The following is a 19,658-nucleotide window of genomic DNA, read 5'->3' as shown; positions in this document are numbered from 1 at the left end:
TTGGCCCGGTGTAGCGCGTCGATGCCGAATCGCCGGGTCAGGTGCTGGTGGAGCACGATCGTGCTGAGGTGCATCGCCGCCATCACGGCGGCGCGTTCGCGCGTCGTGGCCCCGTCTGAGGGGAAGTCGTCGGGCCAGTTGTCCGTCAGGAACCGCTCGGCGGCACCGGCGCCTTCGTCGAAGATCGCCTCGGCGACGGGTGAGCCCTCGACCAGGGCCCGCGCGAGGTAGCGGACGCTGAGTTCGCTCGCCTCGAACATGCCCCGGATGAACTCGGGGGTGACGTCGGAGCTGTCCTGGACCTGGCCCGCGGCGCCCAGCATGGTGTCTTGGACATGGGCGTCGCAGGCGGCCCGCAGTCCCTCTTTCGACCCGAAATGGTGCTGTACCAGGCCGATGGAGACGCCGGCGGCGTCGGCGACGGCCTTGATGGTCGTCCCCTTGAAGCCGCGCTCGGCGAACTCGGCCAGGGCGGCGTCCCGGATCCGGGCGCGGGCGGTCAGGTCCTCGGGCGGCCGATCATCGGTTGAACGCATAGTCCGGATACTATATGAACATATTGGTTACGGTAAACTCATATTGTCACGGGGGGTTCCCGCGCGGTCAGGGCGTCTGGCGGGCCGAGTACCTCCGGAGTCCAGAGACGGCCGGGGACTCGCGAGTAAGAACGCTGTCATAGGCCCCAAACGGCGTTGATCTGGGCTGGTGAGAGGCCTGATGCAGAGTCCTGATCAGCCGATCAGCCAGATCTCAACAAAGGTTGATCATGCTCGGGGAGTCTCGGCGGCTGTGATGCGAGCGGCGTACACCCGGTGCGCCTTGCGCTCGGCCGGGCCAGCACTGTCGGCAAGAGCAGCGCTTTGCTCCAGCACGGCGCGGTGAAGCGCGAGCGGGGCCACCAGACGGACCGAATAGCCGGGGCCGCGGCTCTCGTTATCTAGGGTTGGAGGACCCTTCCAGCAGGTCAGAGGAGGATGATCTCTTCTTTCAAGTGCGCCAAGTTGGCCGAACTTAGCCCCGGACCCAAGAAGGAACTGAGGGTGTGGACAGCGCCTTGAGGTCATCAGGGCGCGTCGCGGCACTCCGACATTTGGCCCTTAAGTGATCTTGCTGGTGGGGCAAAGGTGGACCGTGACCCCCGCCGCTGGCGGGGGTCACGGTGGCGTGATTGTGGTTAAGCCGTGATTTGCGCGGCCGTCCTGGCGGCCTGCTCGATCTTCGCGCGGTAGGCTGCGCGGGCTTCCTCGTCGATCTGCTCCCCGTGTTCGGCGCGCGCCCCGGTCCGGCCGTCGAGTCCTTCGCGCAGGATGTCGGCGTGTCCGGCATGTCGGACGGTCTCGCTCAGGACGTGGAGCATGATCGCGAACAGGTTCGTGTGCCGGGCTGGTGTCGATTCCGGCCACCATGGGACGTGGCCGGGGGCGTCGAAGGGGAGCTCGTTGATCGTCGCATCGGAGCGTTCCCACGTGCGCTGGTAGAACCCGATGATCTGTTCGCGGGTCTCGTCCTCGGCCGCCCAATGTTCGCTGCCGTCGGCGTCCTGCCACCGGGGCAGCGGTTCCGGGGAAGGGCGGTCGAAGACCTCGCCGAAGTATCTGGCCTCGACGTTGGCCACGTGTTTGACCAGGCCAAGGAGGTTGGTCCCGGTCGCTGTCAGAGGTCGGCGGGCGTCGCATTCGGACAAGCCGTCGAGTTTCCAGAGCAACGCCTGGCGGTCCCGCCGCAGTCTCTCGTGCACGATATTTTTCGCGAAGTCGTCAATCATGGGCCACGATCCTGTCAGGCTGCGCCGGTGGGCTCAGCTGGCGGGGCTGCCTGGGCGTGCGGAGAGGGCGGGACTGAAGCGTGTCCCGAGAGAGTGGTCTTTCCTGGTCAGCCTATGGTTTCGGTCAGGCGGGCTTCCATCTCGGCGATCATTTGGGCGAGCAGACCGGTGTTCTCGTGCTTGACCACCTGGGGGCCGACCTTGTCGATGCCGGAGACCTTGGCGATGGCTTCGTCGACGGCCGTGGCCATCGTGGCGAACTCCGTGCGGGCGATCGACTTGTCGTTGCCGGCCTCAAAGGTCGTGGCGCGGTGCATGTCCTTCATCGCGGTCATCGCGGTGCGGGCAGCGGACATCGCGTCGCGGGCGCCGAACTCATCGCCCAGGCCGCGTCGCATGTAGCGGGTGACGAAGACCCGGCGCCGCCCACTGCGCTGGGCGGGGCTTTGTGAGGGCAGGAACTTCTCCAGGCGATCGCCCCGGTTGGCCGCGACCACGCGGGCGACCTTGACGGCCCGCCGCAGGCGGGCGCCATCCTTGATGCCAACGCCGACGGCGATGTCTGCGTAGCTGACCTCGCGGCCGTGGTTGCTGCGCAGCCAGATCATCACCTCGGCGACGTCGCGCTCGGCGCGGGTCCAGCCCGTCTCATCACGGCGGCGGCTCACAGGAGCTTGCCGTTCTCGTCCATGAACGCCGCCAGCTTGGCGTCGTCCAGGGCGGCGCCAGTGGCCATGTCCCGGACGGCGGCGATGGCCGCCTCGGCGCTCGGCGATGGCCTCGGCGCGGTCGGTGGTGAAACTGATCTGCTGCTTCGGGGTTGAGGAACCTGCGGACAGCCGTGGCGGTACCGGCGAGTAACTTAGCTCGACGCTCCGGCAGGGCCCTTGGTCGGGATAGGCGAGGGAGGACCCGGCTGGCCCGGCAGTAGCCCGGTCAGCGCAGTTCGGATGGCGGCCCGGCTCACTCCATGCGCACGGGCGAGAGCCGCGATCGAAGTGCCATCGTCGGTGAACGCCGAACGCACCTGTTCAAGCTGGCCCTCCGCTCCCGAACGTGGCCCCAGCCCCAAAGCAGCTGTGGGTGATGGTGGTGACTGTGTGTTGGTCAGGAGGGTCGGGAAGCGGGGACGCTGGGGTCGGGTAGTAGATCGGCCAGGGCGGTTCGGATGGCGGCGCGGCTGACGCCGTGGGCGCGGGCGAGGGCGGCGATCGAGGCGCCTTGGTCGGTGTAGGTCGAGCGGACGTCTTGGAGGTCGGCTCCGGTGAGGGCGGGTGGCCGGCCGCGGTAGCGGCCTTCGGTCTCGGCGGCCGCGACGCCTTCGACCGTGAGCTCGTTCTGGATGTCGCGCTGGAACTGGCCCACGGCCGTGATGACGTTGATCAGCAGGTCCGTGGTCGCGTCGTTGGCGGCCAGGTCGTGGAAGTTCGAAAGGGACCCGGACAGGACGCGCAGGATGACGCCTCGGGCCTGGCACCAGGCGCGGACGTTGTAGATGTCGATCAGGTCGCGGCAGAGCCGGAAGAGTTCGGAGACGGTGAGGGTGTCGCCGGGGTGCGCGGCGGCGGCGACCTTCGCGAACGCGGGCCGCTCCAGCGCCGGGACCTTCGAGGTGGTAGCGGGGTCCTCGAAGAGCAGGACGCCGTCGGCGGGACGGAACCCTTCGGCGACGCCCTCGGTGCGGACGAGGAGGCCGGCCTCAGTGAGAATGTGCCGCTGGCGGAGGAGAGACTGGGTCGCGGTGGAGACGCGCGCGTAGACGATCTGCACCGGGTTCTCCTCGGGAGGTGGCTGGAGCCCTAGTTTTCCTGTCGCAAAATCCTGTCGTCAATTCGCAGGGGAAACCGCCCGCCAGTCGTCATATTTCGTCACCCAGTGTCCGTTTTTTCGGGGGTCCTGCTGGGCCTTCCGGGCGCCCGTCGGGAAACCTTCTAATCCCGACACCCTGGGGCATGGTCCGGAGCAATCCTGATCTACCGGGCGGGCGGGGACGTGCTCGGATGCGTAGGCAGGCGTCCTCATCCTTGACATGTTTGTCGCGCGTGCGATGGTCAAGAAGTTGGTCTCTCACCATGGCTGGTCGCAGCGGATCGGAGTCCCGCGTTGCCTCTCCTCACTGTCACCGATGCCTCCTTCGACGCCGACGTGGTCAACGCCGGCAAGCCTGTACTGGCCTACTTCCGGGCCGAATGGGCCGGGCCGTGCAAGCTGATGACGCCGATCTTGGAGAACTTGTCTGCCGACTACGCTGGCAGGGTCACCATGGCGGCCCTCAACATCGACGAGAATCCGGCCACCCCTCCCCGCTACCAGGTGCCCTCCATCCCCACGATGCTGCTGTTCAAGAACGGTGCCATCGCCGGGCAGAAGAGCGGCGCCCAGAGCGAGGGTCAGATGAGGGAGTTCCCGGACGCTCTGGTGTGAGCGTCGGCTCCGGCGGGGGCTCACACCGGCGGGTTGCCCCGTCGTCCATCACGCGTCCCCCGGTTGGCCGATGCGCGCCCCGACAGTCATGCACCAGGTCCGCCCGATGAGAAGGAATCTGCTGTGATCCGCACCGTGCTCACCGCCCTGACCGTCCTCAGCACTGCCGCTGCACTCTTGGTCGCTGCGGCACCGGCCCAGGCTGTGCCGGGTGACCTGGTGTGCCTGCCGCCCACCAGTTCGACGGTCACCTACACGCCGCCGCTGAGCACCAGCCCGCAGACCGTCACCATCAAGACGACCAACCTGTTCGGTCCGTGCACCTCCGTCAGTGTCCCGGCGATCACGTCGGGCACTTTCACCGGCTCCTTCGTCGTGCCGAACCGCAGCTGCCTCACCCTGGCCGGCTCGGGCGCCTCCACCTCCACCATCACCTGGAACACCGGCCAGACCAGCACGTTGAGCCTGAACTACACCACCACGATCGCCGGCGCCGTCTACACCTCCGTCATCACCGGCGTGGTCAGCGGCGGCCTGTTCGCCGGTGACAGCGTGATCAGCAACCAGAGCGGCCCCGCCACCGACATCCTCACCTGCACGCTCGGGCTCGGCACCGTCTCAAGCATCTACACCGTCGGCACCATCACCTTCGCCTGACCGCTCCGGCACACCCCCGCAGGGAGTTCGAACATGGCCTGGAAACTGATCCCGGGAGCCTCCACGACCCTGCCCGTCGCGATGGCCTACGCCCGTGACGGCGAGCTGTTGGTGTTCCATGTGGGCACCGACCAGATCGTCTACCTCAACCGCCGACCTGCTGACACCTGGCTGGGCTGGCAGAAGTTCCCCCAGCCCGCCCAGACCAAGTACGCCGTGGCCGCAGCGAACGGGCCCGGAGGCAACGTGATCGTCTTCCACACAGGGCTGGACGGAAAGCTCTACCAGTCCGGGCAGGACGGCGCGCATGGGTGGACGCCATGGGAGTTGCTGGACGGCGGCACCGGCAACACCCCCCAGGCCATCGCGGTGGCTTCCGACGGGCGCCGCATGGCTTGGTGCCACATCGGCGGCAGCAAGAACGTCTACACCGACGAGATCACCTTCATGACCGCCGAGTAGCGGTGATGCGACGGCGAGCGGCCTGGGTTCCGGTGGCCAACAAGGTCATCGGCACCTGGGCACCCCGGCGGAGGGACGCGGAGCCCCTCGCCGCGCTGGCCGAGCACGCCAGAAGTCTGGAGAAGTCCGATCACCACCTCGACCAGGGCTTCACCGACGACATGACGGTGCTGTGGCAAGCCTTCACCACCGCTGAGGACCTCTCACCGATCGGCCGCCTGGCGTTGCGCCAGGACGTGGTGCGCCGCTTGGCGATCCGGCTGCGGGTTGCGGCCCAGCCTGGCCGTCTTGCCCAGCGCCCGCTGCGGCCGGTCTTCGTCATCGGGTTGCCCCGCTCCGGCACCACCCTGCTGCACAGGCTACTGGCCGACGCTCCAGGCCTCCGGGCACCAATGCTGTTTGAGCTGCTCGACCCCCGGCCCGCTGGAACAGGCCAGAGCCTGCGGGCGATGCGCGCGGGCCTGACGGTGGCCTCCTCGCGCGCTCTGGCTCCGGCCACCCGCGCGATGCACCCGCTGCACGCGCGCCAGCCTGAAGAGTGCAGTTTCCTGCTTCCCCATGGCCTCTTCCACCACGCCCGCATCAGAGTTCCCGGCTATCTGGCCTGGCTGGCCGAACGCGCCGACAACGCGGCTGCCGAGGACTACCGCTACCTCGGACGGCAGTTGCGGTTCATCGACAACCAGGACGCGCCGTCGCGCTGGGTACTCAAATGCCCGGCCCATCTGTGGTCGCTGCGGGCGCTCCTGGCTGCTTTCCCGGACGCGACGTTGGTGTGGGTACACCGCGATCCGCTGGTCGCCCTACCCTCCTGGTGCAGCCTGACCGAGGCCACCATGGGCATGCACACCGACCCCGACCTCGTCGACCTGACAGTCCTCGGGCGCGACTGGCTGCAGATCTGGGCCCAGGCCCTGACCCGGGCCATGCGCGTACGCGAGCACGCAGACCCCGCCCGCTTCATCGACGTCCCCTACGCGGAACTGACACACGCCCCGGCATCGGCCATCGCCAGGGTGCTCGCCCAGCTGGGCGAGCACCCTCCCCCTGCCGGTGCCGTGCCCAGGTCAGGGACTTCACCACACCACTACGATCTGCCGCGCTACGGCCTGGAACCAGCCTCGATCCTGGACGCATTCGCCGGCTACGTGAGACGGTTCGCGGCCGAGGTGTCCTGACACCGGCTTCATCGCCGTCGCGGCGTGAACACCGTGGAGGGTTCAGCAGGTGATGATGAGGCCGGTCAGGGCAGAGCAGTTCGCCGAAGTGGTGTCGTTGGAGGCGTTGGTGTCGGAGGGGCTGCTGCTGGTTCTGGCCGCCGACGCGGGAAGCGAGCCGAGGGCCAGCGTGCTGATCTGGGCGGTGAAGTTGTTGGTCTGGGCGGCAGAGGCCGCCAGGCCGGACCGGGTGCAGGTGACCGTTTTGGCCGTCGCGTTGTAGGAGCAGTTTCCCGGCAACCCGCTCACGCCGGTCGTCTGGGGCGGCAGCGTGGTGGTGACGGTGGCTCTGGTCGCGGTGGCGGGGCCGTTGTTGGTGGTGGTCTGGGAGTAGCCGACCGTCATCGACAGAGCTGGGCCGCCGGTCGCGGTGAGCCCGAGAGCCAGATCTGCCTCGTTGAGGACGGTGAACACGATCGGGTCGGGGCTCAGGGCTCGTTGGTGCCGTTGAAGGCCAGGTTGAAGAAGGCCAGTTGGCAGGCGGCTGGGGGCACGGCGGCGACACTGGTGTTGATGACGACGGACGCGGTGCTGTTGGCGGGGATCTTGTTCGTCTGCGGGTAGTCGACGATGAAGGTGTTGTTGGTCATTTTGCAGGTGGTGGGGGTGGGGCCGGAGACGACGGCGCACGAGGTGTCGTCCTCGAAGAACCTCACCGGCGATCTGCGGCTGAATTCGCCGTCGGCGTACACCGGGCTGGCGGTGTTCTTGGTGATGGTGTAGTGATGGTCACCGGGTCGCCGGGAGAACCGGAAGTGGTGGACAACTGCAAGGTCCCGTGGGCGCTGGTGGCTGTCGCGGGCGCGGTGTAGGCAGCGGCCGGACTGGCGAGCAGAGGTACGGCCGCGAGGGGCAGCGCCGCCAGGAGCCGGCAGGCGGTGCCACTTCCGATCATGCGAGTCTTCCTCTCAGAGGGTGTTCCCTCATCAAGATCTCCCAGCCTGGGCAGGAGGGCAAACGGTCAGCGCGCCGTGAACCCGCGGCGCCGGCTTTCACGGCCGTTCAACCGGCTGAACCATGCTCTGGCACGGCGGAGCAGATCGACGCGGTGGCTCCGCTCGGTGATGATGTGGGCAGCAAGATCGACGAAGCGGCCGTCGCGGAGCTGGAAGGCCGCTGTCCCCGTGGCGGTTGAACCGCGGTCCGGCACCGGGGCGACGATAAGACCATGTGCAAGTCCCTTCGGTAGGTCCGCGAGAACAATCTGGCCGCCGGGCAGCCCATTTATCCCCAATGGGTGACACATGGTGACCAGATGAGGCCACCTCGCGTGTCTTGAATGCGTGTCGATAAGCCGTAAAGGTCGTAGTAAGGGCGTCAGTGGATCGTCGTGTCGAGACGTGCCCTGCCGGGTGAAGTCGTCCCATGCGGTCCGACGTTGTCCGTGACGGCGAGGAGAGAGGGCTCCGATGTCGAAAGCGACCATCACCGGTACGTGGAACAACCAGAAGTTGACCAAGCCGCTGCCGCCGAACGCCAAGGGCTACAACACCGACCGGCTCACCTGGGGGACGCCACCGCAGGGAGGAGAGCCCAACGCCTACCGCTTCCAGGGCGGTCCGGTAGAGGTGCCGGTGGACGGGACCGAGTTCGCGGTCGGCACTCTCACTCATTCCAACCGCCCCACCACCGCCAACGCGGACTTCCAGGTGTTGCTGCTGTCCAAGCTGGTGCGAGACGGGGGTGGCGAGCTCAGCTTCGTGCTGGGCTTCGAGCACCAGGAGACCCCCGACCTGAACGGCCCGATGGACGACATCCTCAGCTGCCTGGGTGGCGGCGACGTCGGCCAGCCCATCACCATCGACGGCGTCCCCTACCGGCTGCGGCCCACCCGGCTGCTGAAGGAGGGCCAGGACCCCACACCCACGCTCGTGATGGCTGTGGGCGGCCCCGGCGTGGCCGCGAGCTGTCCCGAAGGCACGGACACCTCGGTCCGGGTGATGGCGGTGATGTGCCGCTCCGACAAGGTCGACCTACGGATCACCACGGTGAACTTCCGAGGCCAGGCCACCGGGCAGGGCGATGAGTACATCGAGATCCAGAACCTCGGCGCCGCCTACGTCAACCTCAAGGGGTGGACGGTCAACGCCGGCGAGGCCGGCCAGGACTTCACCTTCCCCGACTTCACGATGATGTGCGGCTACCGGCTGCGTGTTTACACCAACGAGATCCACCCCGAGTGGGGCGGCTTCTCCTTCGGCATGAAGAGCTCCATCTGGAACGACAAGGGCGACACCGGCAGCCTGCGTAAGCCGGACGGGACCGTGGTCGTCACCTACGGCTATGGCGACCAGGCCACGTCCTGACCATCGTCTGCCACTACCCGCCCACCGGTCCGGTGGGCGGGCTTGCGGCGTGGCGATCTGGGGCCGGCGTTCCTCCTCGCCATCCAGCGAAAAGATCCCCACCGGCGGTAGTCCCCGGGATGTCTGGGCGGTTGTTGCTGCGGCCGAAGCCTGCGCGGTGCTGACGGATGCCGAAGCTGACAACCTCTCGGTCGAGACGTGGATCAGCTGGCCTGACCATCCCTGGCGGTGAGCGGCCCCGGTCAGCCCCGCGCACACCGGGCCGGCTCCAGCCGCCATGGCGCGGTGTACCGAATTTCGAGACGATCCGTAGTTATCCTGCTACGGTCCGTTCGGGTGCGTTGCTCCCAGCGTCGCGGGGTGGGAGCAGAGGGGACACGCCCAACACCTGACCCCCTGCGAGGCGCCGTAGCCGGGAGGGCCGCTATGGCCGTCGATCGTGAACGCCGCGCCGCCACGGTCCCGCGGCTGACCGCGTTGCACACGGACGGCACCTTGACCACCGAGCACGTCCGCCTGGCGGCCCGGGGCCTGAAGGTCACCGAGCGCACGATCTGGCGCTGACTCGATCAGCCGCAGGACTCCGCCGTCGGCAGCCGGGACAAAGGCCGGGACAGAGGCCGGGAGCGGGCAGTCGGGCAGCCGCGCGTACGGACTCACCCCGACCGACCGGGAGGCCTTCGCCTACTTCCGCGGCAACGTCGCGACTGTGCATCGCGCCCGCGCCGCGGTGGTCGAAGGCACGCACGCCGGAGACTTAAGCGCCGTTACCGGGGTGGCGGTGCCCGATTTCCTGCGCCAGGGCTGGACGGGCGCCGCGCCGTTGGCGTTGCGGACGTTGCAGGAGGCCTTCGCCCGCCAGCTCACCCCGGCCGAGCGAGCCGCGGCAGTGGCACATGATCGTGCTACTCTATGCAATTGATCGACTACTCAATGTCTCATGGCTGGTGCTCCTCAGCTCCCAGAGAGGCGAGGGAACAGATGGAGATCCTTTCCCGCACCACCCAGGTGGGACACGACCTTCTGCAGGCCTCTCCGGAAGGTGCTCGATCATGAGACTTCGGGCGCGTATTCTTTCCAGTCTGGGCAGACGTATTCTCCTACGGGCGGCGGGAGAACACGGCTTCAATCTTTCCCGGCTCCCTGATCGCGCACTGATGCCGCTCCGACGCGATGGGCTGGATCCGGTCCCGGAGCTGAAGAGCCTGCGTGAACGTGAGCCGATCTGCCGGCTACGGCTGCCACTCGGGTTCAACGCCTGGTTGGTGACGGGCTATGCCGAGGCTAAGGCCGTACTCGGCAAGACCGAGGGAATCAGCACCGAGTTCACCACACTGGTAGACGGCATCGGACTGGCACAACCAAACCCCGGCGGCCTCGGCCTCACCGATCCACCCGTGCATACTCGCCGACGCAGCCTGTTGACCCCTGAGTTCACCAGGCGGCGGTTGGCCAGGCTCGCTCCCCGGATCACGTCCATCGTGGCCGAACACCTTGATCTCATGGAACGCGCTGACGAGCCGGTCGACCTGTGGAGGTCGTTCGCCCTGCCGATTCCCACGCTGACGATCTGCGAACTGCTGGGCGTGCCGTATGAGGACCGCGCTGGCATCCAGCGGCTGAGCCAGGCACGGTTCGACCTCTTCGAGGGCCCCGGCGCATCTTTGGGCGCGATATCGCAATCAATGTCCGCCATGCTGGACGTCGTCAACAAGCAGCGGACATGCCCGGATGACGGGCTGATCGGCATGCTGATCAAAGAACACGGCGACCAGATCGACGACCACGAACTGGCCGGGCTCGCTGACGGTGTGCTGACGGGTGGGATAGATCCTCCCGCGAGCACTCTGGCCCTCGGCGCCATGATCCTTGCGCAGAATCCGCAGCACGTCCGACTGATCCGCGATGATCACGCCGCCATCGGCCCGTTCGTCGAGGAACTCCTGCGCTACCTGTCGGTGGCACAGGTGGCCTTTCCCCGATTCGCCACACAAGATATGCGGATCGGCGGGGTACAGGTCGCTGCCGGTGATGTCATGCTGTGCTCGCTGAGCGGCGCCAACCGGGATCTGGCACTGGGCGAGAGCGTGGAGCGCTTCGACCCCACCCGCAAACCCACCTCACATCTGGCCTTCGGCCACGGCATCCACCGCTGCATCGGAGCCGAACTGGCCCGCATGCAACTCCGCACCGCCCTGCCCGCACTGATCTACCGTTTCCCGCGTCTGCGGCTCGCGGTCGAACCCGGACAGATTCCCTTCCTGAAAGCCTCAGCCGTATACGGCGTCGACTCTCTACCAGTACTGCTGAACCAGAGGCAAGAGCATTCAACCCCCGACGCGGCCGCGGCGGGTGAAGCGGCGGGCGGCGAGCAGTAGCAGGAGCATGCCGAGGGCGGCGAGGAGGGTGGTCTCCAGCAGGGCTGGGGGCCGCCAGTCCGCCCAGGTGGGCCCGGCGAAGATAGCTGGCGGCCGGGTAGTGCTGTGGTGAGGGTGTGGCGGATCGCGTCGACGGCGTAGCTGACGGGGCTGAGGGGGGTGGCGGCGGCCAGGCGGGCAGGCCGGTGAGCGGGAACATGGCGCCGGACAGGAACAGCAGGGGCAGGGAGATGAGGCCGGTGACGGCGTGGAAGGTCTGGGTGGTGCGGATGCTGACGGCGAGTAGGGCGCCGAGGCCGGCCATGGCGAGCGCGGTGATGGCCAGTTGGAGTACCACCAGGGCGAAGGTGATCGGCTGGTAGGGGATGCCGAACAGTCCGGCGAGGATGAGCAGCAACGTGGCTTGGCAGGTGGCCACAGCTGTGGCGCCGAGGCATTTGCCGATCAGCAGGCTTTCCCGGCGGATGGGGGCCAGCAGCATCTCGTGCAGGATGCCGCGCTGGCGGTCGGCGACGAGCGAGGAGCCGACCGTGAAGGCGGGGTGACGACGGTCATCACCAGGACTCCGGGGAACAGGAAGAGCAGGTACTGCCCGCCGATGCGGTCGCTGGGGATGACGTTGGTGAGGCCGACGCCCATCACTGTCTGGAGCAGGACCGGCTGCACCAGGAGCAGGGCCAGGCGTAGCCGTTCGGGGGTGAACAGCAGCATCTCGCGCTGGAAGATGGCGGCGGCGGCGCCGATCTCTGCCGCGGCTCGGGCGCCGAGGGCTCGGGTGGCGAGGGTGGGGAGGCTGGTCATGGGCATGCCGTTGCCTGCCGTGCCGTGGCGGGTGGCGGGTGGTCGACGGTGTGGCCGGTCAGGGTCAGGAACACCTCGTCAAGGGTGGGGCGGGTGAAGCTGACCGATTCGATTCGACGGTCAGGGCGGCGCACAGGCGGGGGCCGAACGCGGCGCCGTCGGCGACGGTGAAGGTCAGCCCGTCCGGCCTGACGGGGAGGGCGAAGGTGTCGCGCAGGCAGGGGGCGGCGCTGTGGTCGTCGCTGGTACGCAGGTGGATGCGGTCGTGGCCGATGCAGGCTTTGAGCGCGGCGGGGGTGTCGCAGGCGATGAGGCGGCCGCGGTCGATGATGGCGATGCGGTCGCAGTGCTCGGCCTCGTGCAGGTAGTGCGTGGTCAGGAACACGGTCAGGCCTTGTTGCTGGTGCAGGTGGGTCCAGATCTGGTCGCGGGAGCGGGGCTCCAGCCCGGCGGTGGGTTCGTCCAGGAACAGCAGCTTCGGGTGGTGCAGGAGGCTGCGGACGATCTGCAGGCGGCGTTTCATGCCGCCGGAGAAGGTGCGCACCAGGTGGTTCCACCGGTCGAGCAGGTCGCGGGCGCGGGTTCGGGCGTCTTAGGTGGTAAGGCCGTGCAGGCGGGCGTGCAGGCGCAGGTTCTCCCAGGTGGTCAGGTCGCCATCGAGGGTGCAGTTCTGGGACAGGGCGGCGATGTCGCGTCGGACGCGGGCGGCTGCGGTGACTCACGCGGTGGGATCATGAGCGGCTTCCGTCGGGAGCGGTCGTCGGGGTTGAGAGCCAGGAACGCGGCACCGGCCAGCGCGCCGCCCACGAGGTCGGCGGCGAGCCAGAGCCAGATCTTGGACCAGTCCAGCAGTCCCATGCTGGCCGCCCCCACGGCGACGGCCGGGTTGAACACCGCGCCGGACACGCCACCCACCGCGAACGCCCCGGCCGCGACGGTGAACCCGATGGCCAGGCCGTAGAAACTGTTGCCGGGGTGGTCCTTGCTGGTGGCGGCGTTGAGCACCACGTAGGCCAGCGCGAAGGTGAACAGCGCCGCGCCGATCGCCCGCCCCGAGGGCGAGAGCGCCTGGACCTGGGCGGGCCCGGCCACGAACGTTGCCGCGAACGCCGCCGCCACCGCAGCCGCGAGCTGGGCGATCCAGTAGGGCACGGCGTCGGCCAGGGTGATCCGGCCGCGCAGCAGTACGGCCAGCGTCACGGCCGGGTTGTAGTGCGCGCCCGAGACGTGGCCGCCCGCGTACGCCATGACCATCAGGACCGCCCCGATGGCCAGCGGCGCGAGGGGAACGGCGGCGCGGTGTTCGGGTGAGCACGCACGCTGGGGCTGCCTGATCACCAACACGCACGCGGCGGCGAGCGGCGCCTCACCCGAGGTCCGGCAGGTCCTCCACGAGCATCACGACGCGCTGCGGACGGCCATGCGCGCCCAGTTGCAGGCCGCACACGACGGCGGCAGGGTGCGGCCCGGGCTGAACCTGGACGCCGCGGCGGAGGCGCTGACCCTGCTGGCCTACGCGGTCAACCTGCGCTCGCGCGCCGGAGCCTCGGCGGACGAACTGCTGGCCGGCGCGCGAGCCCTACTCGACGGTTTCACTGTGGACGAGTAGAGCCCCTCCGCGTGTGAAGGCACACGATCAGCCGGTGGGGCGGTTCAGGATGACGGGTGTGGAACCGAAGCGGAGTTCGTGCTGGCGGTTCAGCCAGGCGCGCTGGGCCCAGGGGTAGCCGCCCAGGAGAGCGGCGCCACGCTTGGCCAGGCGATAACGCCAACTGGCCGATCGGGCGTCGCCCTGTCCGCGTGCCTCGCGGCGTTGAAGCTGCTGCGCGCGGGTGATCTCGGGCTCGCGCTCGGCTTGTACGGCGTGGCATGCCGTATCGATCGCGGCCGGGTCGGGCGAGGTGCCGGAGGCGAGCGGAACCAGGTGGTTGGCCGCCACGATCGCGTCGCGTAGTGCCAGGTTGATCCCCTGGGCGCGGACCGGGGACATGGGGTGGGCGGCGTCCCCGAGCAGCAGCACGCCGGGTGTGCTCCAGGAGGGGGCGCGGCCGACGAGGACGTTCAGCCGGACCGGCCCGTCCAGCTGCTGCCGGTGGGCCCGCAGGTGACGGGCGAGCTCATCGGGCGCGGAGGCGGCGGCGATGTCCGGCCAGTCGTCGCCTCTGAGAGCGGCGAGGCCGTCCTTGGGCATGATCAGGCCACACTGCAGCAGATCGTCCCAGGAGGTGTAGGCGACGAGCGGATGGTGGCCGGAACGGACCATGATGTGGAAGTCGCAGCCATCCCGCGCGGGGACCGGCGGGGGCGCTTTGAACCACAGCACGTCGTAGGACTCGGGGGCGCGTTCCAGGTCCAGGCTGCTCTTGGTGCGCACCGACGACCCCCGGCCGTCGCAGCCGATGACCAGGTCGGCGTCCCAGTCCTCGGCGCCGTCGGTGGTGACCATGCGCGCGCCGGTGACGCGGCCGCGGCCGTCGCGCAGCACGTCGGCGAACCGGGTGGCGGGGTGGAAGGCGAAGCCCGGGTAGGCGCGCGCCTGATCGATGATCCCGTCGAGGAGGGCGGCCGGTGAGGCGACGCGGAAGGCCAGGTCGCCGAGCTGGGTGACCGGCTCGGGGATGGTCAGGACTTCGTGGCCGTCGATCCAGATCCGCCACCGTTCGACGGTGCGCTGCGGGATGCGGGTGACCAGGTCGCCGAGCCCCGCCTGCCGCAGGGCGTCCAGGCCCAGCGGCATCAGGCCCTCGCCGCGGAAGACGCCGCCTGCCGAGGGTTCGCGTTCGGCCAGCCGTACCCGCGCTCCGTGGCGAGCCAGCAGCAGGGCCAGTGTTGCCCCGGCCGGCCCCGCGCCCACGATGATGACGTCCATCATGCCTCCACAGGTAAGAGCTTCCAGGTTAATGCGACGGTTCGTTGCATGCAACGAACCGTCGCATTAAGGTGTGGCCGCATGGAAGCCTCACCTCCACAGCGCCGGGTCGGCGGACGCGGCGCGCGCGTCACGCAGGCGGTGCATCTGGCTACCGTCGCGGCCCTGACCGAGCGCGGGCTGGCCGCTTTGACGATCGAGGACATCGCGGCCCGGGCCGCGGTGCACAAGTCGACCATCTACCGGCGGTGGGGCACGCGTGAGGCGCTCTTGGCCGACGCGCTGGCGAGCCTGACCGGCGGTCGGATCACGGTGCCCGACACCGGACAGCTGCGAGGCGACCTGGTGGCGCTGGCCAGGCAGGTGCGCGACGTCATCGTGCACCCGGCCAGCCGTACGCTGATGGCGGCTCTTGCCGCCGGCCGTCATCACGACGCCATGGCCGAGGTCGGCCACCACTACTGGCGGCACCGATACGCCGCCGTGCGGCCCATCCTGGAGCGGGCGGTCAGCCGCGGCGAACTGCCCGCGACGGTGGACGCCGACACGCTCATCACCCGGATCGTCGGCCCGATCTGGTTCAGCGTGTTCGGCCCCGGCTTCGAGGTCGACGACACCTTCGTCGACGGCTGCGTCGATGTCGCCCTCAACGGCACCTGAGAGCGCCTGCCTTCACGGGATCAGCCGAGCCGAGGTGGGCGCCAGCGCCAGGTGGGATTGGCATCTGGGGCGATGCCGCGACGCCACAGGGCTGCGGGAGTGAGGCGGATCATGGTGGTCAGGGCCCGGTGGGCGGCGCGGGAGGTGGCGCGGCGGCCGTCCGCCCGGGCAGCGCGTGCGGTGGCTTGGGTGCGGGGGCGGCGATCAGCGTCGTAGCGGCGCAACGCCGTCTGAACGGTGGGCTCGGTGGCGAGGGCGGCGGCCAGGACGACGGCGTCCTCGATCGACTGGCCGGCGCCTTGGCCGCGGTCGGGGCTCATCGCGTGCGCGGCGTCGCCCAGGAGCGCGACGCGGCCATTGACGTAGGTGGGCAGGGGGCCGAGGTCGCGGATGTCGATGTGGATCACCGCTTCGGCTGGGGTGGCGTCGATCAGGCCGGGGATCGGGTCATGCCAGTCCTGGGTACGGCGGGCCGCCTCAGCCTTCTCCTCGGCGTAGCGGATGCCGGGCCGATCAGCTGTGGTCACCAGGGCCCAGTACGCGCGGCCGCGGGACAGGGGATGGATGAGGAAGTAGGCGCCGGGTCCCAGCGTCATGCTGCCCGGCAGCCCGGCGAACGGGGCGACGCCCAGCCAGGCGGTCCGGCCGAGAAAGCGAGGTGCGGGATGATCGGGCCAGAGCAGGCGCCGTGCCGTACTGCCGGTGCCGTCGGCGGCGATGACCAGATCGGCGCTCAGCTCCCCGACGGCGACGCCGTCACGGTCCTGGCTGATGACGGTGGCCTCGGTGCCCGTGCGGATCCAGTCGGCGGGTAGCGCCTCCATCATGAGGCGGTGCAGGTCGGCGCGGTGGAAGGCGAGCAGCGCCGACACGTCGCCGGGGTGGGCACGCTGCAGGTGGCGGCCGTTGGGGGTGCGCAGGTTGGCGGTGGCGAACGTGGACACGCCCACCTGGCGGGCCTGCTCGCCGACGCCGAGCTCGTCGAGGGCGCGCAGGGCGTTGGGAGCCTGAGACATGCCCGCGCCGATCTCGCCCAGCTCGGGTGCGCGTTCGAGCACGGTGGCCTGCCAGCCGATGCGGCGCAGGGCCAGGGCGGCGGCCAGGCCGCCGATGCCGGCACCGATCACGATGGCGCGGCCGGTCACGACTCGTCCAGGGGCGGGGCGTTGTCGAACACCTCGGCCATCCAGGTGAAGGTGGCCTGTGCCTGACGGATACGGGCGGCTCGCTCGCCGTCCGGGCCGACCAGGTCGAGGCCGCGATGGGTGATGTCGAGGAAGGCGGTGATCCCGGCGATCTGCTTGCGGACCACGGCGTGCCAGGCGTCGTCGGCCATCCGGTAGTACATGGTTCGATCACCCGGCCGGGTGCGCCAGGACAGGAAGCTCATGCCGGTCAGCAGCCGCAGGTTGAGGGTGAGGGAGGCGCGGCTGGCGCCGATGGCGGCGCTGATCTGCGCGGCGGACTGCTCGGCCGGGTCGCACACCATGAGCCAGCCGAGGATGCGCCCGGCGATGGGCGGCACGCCGTCGCGGGCCAGGTACATGGCCACCTGCTCGGCCCACTCCAGCAGCTTCTCGTCTTCCTCTCTTTTCATGAGTTTTAGTATGGGTTAAATTCTGTGTATCCAGCAAGAGGTGAGCCGGGAAGTCTGGTCGGCCCGCGACGCGGATGTGCGTGCGGAGAAACGGGAGGTCTTCCCCATGTCGTTGCTGCGTTGCGGTCTCGTCGCCGGACCGGTGTTCCTGGCCGTGTTGTGGATCGACGGCGCCACCCGGCCCGGATACAGCCTGTGGCATCACGGGGCCAGCCAGCTCGGCACCGGTGAACGGGCCTGGCTGCAGACCGGCAACTTCCTGCTCGCCGCCGTGCTGCTCGGCCTGTTCGCGCTCGGGCTGCGCCGTACCCTGCCGCCCGGCGGGCGCGGAGCCGCCTGGGGACCGGCGTTCCTGGCGATCGCGGCCGTGGGGCTCGCGGTCGGCGGGCTGGTGCCCACCGACCCCGCGCTCGGCTACCCGCCCGGTCTGCCGGAAGGTCTCACCACGGCCGGGCGCGTTCACCAGGTCGCCGGGCTCGCCCTGTTCGCGGGGCTCGCCGGCGGCGCGTTCGCACTGGCCCGACAGTTGCCCGGAACCGGCCGCTTCATGCGGATTTCCGGCGCCTTGGTCATCGCGTTCGCCTTCGCCGCCGGCATCGCCTACCGGCTCGACACGCTCGGCCTGTGGCGACCGGCGCCCGCCGGCCTGCTTGAGCACCTGTCGCTGGTGGTGGGGTTCTGCTGGATCACCGTTCTGGCCGTACGGCTCGCTCAGCTGCCCTCGTTCTCCCGCCGGCCGTACAGCAGGCCGTAGCGGTCGATCCGCCACAACTGGGCGAGTACGAGCAGGACGGTGCCCAGCACGAGCGGCCAGATCTGCAAGGCGATGAGCCCCCAGGCGATCAGGACGAACCCGACGAGCCCGGCGACGATCAGCAGTCTCAGCACGACCTGGTGTTCGCCGGGCAGCTTGCCTTCGACGTGGAGCTGCTCGCCGTAGATGCCGCGGGCCGCCCAGCTGTCCGGGCCCACGGGGCCGAAGATCCGCACGTTGAACCAGAACAGCCAGGCCAAAACCACAGCCAGCCCGGCCAGCGACCACCAGCCGATCCATTCGCGGCTCCAGATGGCCAGCTCGAAGAAGGGGATCGCGGCGAAGCGGGTCCACACGCTCCACGGGTTCGCGTGCCGCTTCCAGGTTTCGCCGCTCATGCCGTGAGCGCCGGCGACAACGTCTTTCATCATTCTTCTTTTGTATAGAACTTTCAGAGATCTGTAAACATTCGAAGAGCTGGTAATCGTCGCTAGGTGAGCAGGGACGAGCAACTGCGCGAGGCGGCCGAGAAGCTGGCGCTGACGTTGGCCCAGGGCGGCATGCAGAAGACGACGGCGCGCGTCATGACCGCCCTGCTGTACACCGAGCAGGACTCCATGACCGCCGCCGACCTGTGCGAACGGCTGTCGATCAGCTCCGGCGCCTTCTCCACCGCCGTCAAACGGCTCATCCCGATCGGCCTCGTCGAGCGCGTCCCCGCCCCCGGCAGCCGCCGCGACCACTACCGCTTCCGCCAGGGCGCCTGGGCGAGCCTGATGTCACAGCAGAACGCGATGCTGAAGGTCATGGCGATGTCGCGAGCGAAGGCATCGCCATCGCGGGCCAGGACGGCACCACCGGCCGCCGCCTCCACGAAATGCAGGATATCTACTCCTACATGACCAACCACGTGATTCCCCTCATCGACAGGTGGCGCGAGCGCTACACCACAGAGCACAGCTGAACCGGTCCCCCTCGAACAGACCGAGGCTGTGCCCTTCACGACCCGGACCGAGCCAGCACAAAGCGCGGAGGACGAAACGCCGCTGTCTGATTCGCGTCAAGGTCCGTCTGGTGCGGCGGATCGGACGCTGTTAACGTCGTGAGTGGAGCGCCGGGAAGCCTGGTCGGCAACGTCACATCGGATCCGACCGCCGGAGGCGCCTGTGCCTGCCGTACTCATCGATGGCCTGATCAAGTCGTTCGGCTCCGTCCGTGCGCTGGACGGCCTCGGCCTGACCGTACGGACCGGAGAGGTCCACGGCTTCCTCGGCCCCATCGGCGCTGGAAGACCACCGCGCTACGCATCCTGCTCGGCCTGCAACTCGCCGCCGTCCTCGACCGGCTCGGCGGCGAAGGCGTGCTGACCGATACCTTCCTGGCCACCGTGTTCGCAATCATGGGCCTGGTCGCGGGCGGCTTCGCCGTGTGGGTGACGGCCGGACTGGCCATGCTCCTGTACGGCCTGCTCCCCCGGCTGACCGCACTCACCTGGGCCGCGCTCGTCGCCTTCGCCCTCCTGGGCCAACTCGGCGAGGTGCTCCAGCTACCCACGTGGACGCAAAACCTGTCCCCCAACGCCCACCTGCCGCAGGCACCCGGCGCAGAGGCCGACGCCGTTCCCCCGATCTGGCTCACCGCGCTCGCCGTGGCTCTCTGCGCAGCCGCAGTCACCGCCTTCCGCCGTCGCGACCTGATCGGAGACTGACCTTGCTCCTCCTCGCCTTACTGAGCGTCCTCGGCCTCGTCGTGCTCGCGTTCGCCGCCG

At 69.0% G+C, this 19,658-nt stretch carries 28 protein-coding genes and 1 pseudogene; 14 read left to right on the top strand and 15 right to left on the bottom strand.

What is annotated here, in order from left to right; translation table 11 throughout:
- From ACFWYW_RS57355 to ACFWYW_RS57340, 4 genes are all read right to left on the bottom strand, one after another.
- Positions 1–536: TetR/AcrR family transcriptional regulator (locus ACFWYW_RS57355; protein ID WP_379627598.1), on the bottom strand; the 536-nt coding region annotated here is incomplete at its 3' end.
- 638 nt (positions 537–1,174) lie between these two features.
- Positions 1,175–1,765 carry a DinB family protein gene (locus ACFWYW_RS57350; RefSeq protein ID WP_379627600.1) on the bottom strand — a complete coding sequence of 197 codons (591 nt, stop codon included), beginning with the start codon at positions 1,763–1,765 and terminating at the stop codon, positions 1,175–1,177.
- Positions 1,766–1,872: 107 nt separating this feature from the next.
- Complete coding sequence (locus tag ACFWYW_RS57345; RefSeq protein ID WP_379627602.1) at positions 1,873–2,433, bottom strand: hypothetical protein; 561 nt, start codon at positions 2,431–2,433, stop codon at positions 1,873–1,875.
- 439 nt (positions 2,434–2,872) lie between these two features.
- Positions 2,873–3,535: a recombinase family protein gene (locus ACFWYW_RS57340; RefSeq protein ID WP_379627604.1), complete on the bottom strand. Its 663-nt coding sequence runs from the start codon at positions 3,533–3,535 to the stop codon at positions 2,873–2,875.
- 333 nt (positions 3,536–3,868) lie between these two features.
- On the opposite strand from ACFWYW_RS57340, the gene ACFWYW_RS57335 reads away from it, so the two are divergent.
- The 4 genes from ACFWYW_RS57335 to ACFWYW_RS57320 all read left to right on the top strand — a co-directional run bounded on the left by ACFWYW_RS57335 (position 3,869) and on the right by ACFWYW_RS57320 (position 6,486).
- Positions 3,869–4,189: a thioredoxin family protein gene (locus ACFWYW_RS57335; protein WP_379627606.1), complete on the top strand. Its 321-nt coding sequence runs from the start codon at positions 3,869–3,871 to the stop codon at positions 4,187–4,189.
- Positions 4,190–4,312: 123 nt separating this feature from the next.
- Positions 4,313–4,846 (top strand): hypothetical protein, encoded by a 534-nt coding sequence (locus tag ACFWYW_RS57330; protein ID WP_379627608.1) that lies wholly within the window; start codon positions 4,313–4,315, stop codon positions 4,844–4,846.
- A gap of 33 nt (positions 4,847–4,879) precedes the next feature.
- Entirely contained in the window at positions 4,880–5,308 is a 429-nt protein-coding gene (locus ACFWYW_RS57325) for a hypothetical protein (protein ID WP_379627610.1), read from the top strand.
- Between the two features lie 5 nt (positions 5,309–5,313).
- Positions 5,314–6,486, top strand: a complete 1,173-nt coding sequence (locus ACFWYW_RS57320; protein ID WP_379641424.1) for a sulfotransferase family protein — start codon at positions 5,314–5,316, stop codon at positions 6,484–6,486.
- 42 nt (positions 6,487–6,528) lie between these two features.
- On the opposite strand, the gene ACFWYW_RS57315 is transcribed toward ACFWYW_RS57320, so the two are convergent.
- The gene (locus ACFWYW_RS57315) at positions 6,529–6,939 is read right to left on the bottom strand and encodes a hypothetical protein (protein WP_379627614.1); all 411 of its coding nucleotides are present in this window, start codon (positions 6,937–6,939) and stop codon (positions 6,529–6,531) included.
- 14 nt (positions 6,940–6,953) lie between these two features.
- Complete coding sequence (locus tag ACFWYW_RS57310; RefSeq protein WP_379627616.1) at positions 6,954–7,115, bottom strand: hypothetical protein; 162 nt, start codon at positions 7,113–7,115, stop codon at positions 6,954–6,956.
- Here ACFWYW_RS57310 and ACFWYW_RS57305 point away from each other — a divergent pair.
- Positions 7,108–7,248 (top strand): hypothetical protein, encoded by a 141-nt coding sequence (locus ACFWYW_RS57305; RefSeq protein ID WP_379627618.1) that lies wholly within the window; start codon positions 7,108–7,110, stop codon positions 7,246–7,248. The two genes, ACFWYW_RS57310 and ACFWYW_RS57305, sit on opposite strands and share 8 nt — an antisense overlap.
- 238 nt (positions 7,249–7,486) lie before the next feature.
- On the opposite strand, the gene ACFWYW_RS57300 is transcribed toward ACFWYW_RS57305, so the two are convergent.
- Positions 7,487–7,675, bottom strand: a complete 189-nt coding sequence (locus ACFWYW_RS57300; RefSeq protein WP_379627620.1) for a hypothetical protein — start codon at positions 7,673–7,675, stop codon at positions 7,487–7,489.
- Positions 7,676–7,934: 259 nt separating this feature from the next.
- Between ACFWYW_RS57300 and ACFWYW_RS57295 the strand changes: the two genes are divergently transcribed.
- From ACFWYW_RS57295 to ACFWYW_RS57285, 3 genes are all read left to right on the top strand, one after another.
- Positions 7,935–8,831, top strand: a complete 897-nt coding sequence (locus ACFWYW_RS57295) for a choice-of-anchor K domain-containing protein (RefSeq protein WP_379627622.1) — start codon at positions 7,935–7,937, stop codon at positions 8,829–8,831.
- Between the two features lie 426 nt (positions 8,832–9,257).
- The gene (locus tag ACFWYW_RS57290) at positions 9,258–9,395 is read left to right on the top strand and encodes a hypothetical protein (RefSeq protein ID WP_379627624.1); all 138 of its coding nucleotides are present in this window, start codon (positions 9,258–9,260) and stop codon (positions 9,393–9,395) included.
- Positions 9,396–9,883: 488 nt separating this feature from the next.
- Positions 9,884–11,209, top strand: coding sequence for a cytochrome P450 (locus ACFWYW_RS57285; RefSeq protein ID WP_379627626.1), 1,326 nt, complete (start codon positions 9,884–9,886; stop codon positions 11,207–11,209).
- A 229-nt stretch (positions 11,210–11,438) separates the two neighbouring features.
- Here the strand turns inward: ACFWYW_RS57285 and ACFWYW_RS57280 are convergent.
- The 4 genes and pseudogenes from ACFWYW_RS57280 to ACFWYW_RS57265 all read right to left on the bottom strand — a co-directional run.
- Positions 11,439–11,690 (bottom strand): annotated as a pseudogene (locus ACFWYW_RS57280) (ABC transporter); the annotation flags it as partial.
- Positions 11,654–12,010: a hypothetical protein gene (locus ACFWYW_RS57275; protein WP_379627628.1), complete on the bottom strand. Its 357-nt coding sequence runs from the start codon at positions 12,008–12,010 to the stop codon at positions 11,654–11,656. The gene ACFWYW_RS57275 and the pseudogene ACFWYW_RS57280, both read right to left, overlap by 37 nt.
- Before the next feature lie 64 nt (positions 12,011–12,074).
- On the bottom strand, positions 12,075–12,554 hold the full coding sequence (locus ACFWYW_RS57270; protein WP_379627630.1) for an ATP-binding cassette domain-containing protein: 480 nt from the start codon (positions 12,552–12,554) through the stop codon (positions 12,075–12,077).
- A 101-nt stretch (positions 12,555–12,655) separates the two neighbouring features.
- Positions 12,656–13,264 (bottom strand): aquaporin, encoded by a 609-nt coding sequence (locus ACFWYW_RS57265; protein WP_379627632.1) that lies wholly within the window; start codon positions 13,262–13,264, stop codon positions 12,656–12,658.
- Between ACFWYW_RS57265 and ACFWYW_RS57260 the strand changes: the two genes are divergently transcribed.
- Positions 13,257–13,619 carry a TetR family transcriptional regulator C-terminal domain-containing protein gene (locus ACFWYW_RS57260; RefSeq protein WP_379627635.1) on the top strand — a complete coding sequence of 121 codons (363 nt, stop codon included), beginning with the start codon at positions 13,257–13,259 and terminating at the stop codon, positions 13,617–13,619. The two genes, ACFWYW_RS57265 and ACFWYW_RS57260, sit on opposite strands and share 8 nt — an antisense overlap.
- A gap of 27 nt (positions 13,620–13,646) precedes the next feature.
- Here ACFWYW_RS57260 and ACFWYW_RS57255 read toward each other — a convergent pair whose 3' ends face one another.
- Entirely contained in the window at positions 13,647–14,882 is a 1,236-nt protein-coding gene (locus ACFWYW_RS57255) for an FAD-dependent oxidoreductase (RefSeq protein ID WP_379627637.1), read from the bottom strand.
- Between the two features lie 78 nt (positions 14,883–14,960).
- Between ACFWYW_RS57255 and ACFWYW_RS57250 the strand changes: the two genes are divergently transcribed.
- Positions 14,961–15,539, top strand: coding sequence for a TetR/AcrR family transcriptional regulator (locus ACFWYW_RS57250; protein ID WP_379628047.1), 579 nt, complete (start codon positions 14,961–14,963; stop codon positions 15,537–15,539).
- A 20-nt stretch (positions 15,540–15,559) separates the two neighbouring features.
- Here the strand turns inward: ACFWYW_RS57250 and ACFWYW_RS57245 are convergent, their stop codons facing one another.
- Positions 15,560–16,684, bottom strand: a complete 1,125-nt coding sequence (locus ACFWYW_RS57245) for an FAD-dependent monooxygenase (RefSeq protein WP_379628045.1) — start codon at positions 16,682–16,684, stop codon at positions 15,560–15,562.
- Positions 16,681–17,136 (bottom strand): GbsR/MarR family transcriptional regulator, encoded by a 456-nt coding sequence (locus tag ACFWYW_RS57240; RefSeq protein ID WP_379628043.1) that lies wholly within the window; start codon positions 17,134–17,136, stop codon positions 16,681–16,683. The genes ACFWYW_RS57245 and ACFWYW_RS57240 overlap by 4 nt, the downstream gene beginning before the upstream one ends.
- A 40-nt stretch (positions 17,137–17,176) precedes the next feature.
- On the opposite strand from ACFWYW_RS57240, the gene ACFWYW_RS57235 reads away from it, so the two are divergent.
- Positions 17,177–17,890, top strand: coding sequence for a DUF998 domain-containing protein (locus tag ACFWYW_RS57235; RefSeq protein ID WP_379628041.1), 714 nt, complete (start codon positions 17,177–17,179; stop codon positions 17,888–17,890).
- Here the strand turns inward: ACFWYW_RS57235 and ACFWYW_RS57230 are convergent.
- Positions 17,848–18,321: a DUF6653 family protein gene (locus ACFWYW_RS57230; RefSeq protein WP_379628039.1), complete on the bottom strand. Its 474-nt coding sequence runs from the start codon at positions 18,319–18,321 to the stop codon at positions 17,848–17,850. The genes ACFWYW_RS57235 and ACFWYW_RS57230 overlap by 43 nt on opposite strands.
- A 63-nt stretch (positions 18,322–18,384) precedes the next feature.
- Here ACFWYW_RS57230 and ACFWYW_RS57225 point away from each other — a divergent pair, with 63 nt between their 5' ends.
- The 3 genes from ACFWYW_RS57225 to ACFWYW_RS57215 all read left to right on the top strand — a co-directional run bounded on the left by ACFWYW_RS57225 (position 18,385) and on the right by ACFWYW_RS57215 (position 19,598).
- A complete protein-coding gene (locus tag ACFWYW_RS57225) occupies positions 18,385–18,792 on the top strand; it encodes a GbsR/MarR family transcriptional regulator (RefSeq protein WP_379628036.1) in 408 nt (135 codons plus the stop codon).
- Between the two features lie 264 nt (positions 18,793–19,056).
- Positions 19,057–19,257, top strand: a complete 201-nt coding sequence (locus tag ACFWYW_RS57220) for a hypothetical protein (protein WP_379628034.1) — start codon at positions 19,057–19,059, stop codon at positions 19,255–19,257.
- Positions 19,251–19,598, top strand: a complete 348-nt coding sequence (locus tag ACFWYW_RS57215) for a hypothetical protein (RefSeq protein ID WP_379628032.1) — start codon at positions 19,251–19,253, stop codon at positions 19,596–19,598. The genes ACFWYW_RS57220 and ACFWYW_RS57215 overlap by 7 nt, the downstream gene beginning before the upstream one ends.
- The last annotated feature ends 60 nt before the right edge of the window (positions 19,599–19,658 follow it).

Origin of the sequence: Nonomuraea sp. NPDC059023, from assembly GCF_042740095.1 — a bacterium.
Classification (GTDB): domain Bacteria; phylum Actinomycetota; class Actinomycetes; order Streptosporangiales; family Streptosporangiaceae; genus Nonomuraea.
The sequence above is the reverse complement of the archived record's forward strand: the minus strand, read 5'-3'. Positions and strand labels throughout refer to the sequence as shown.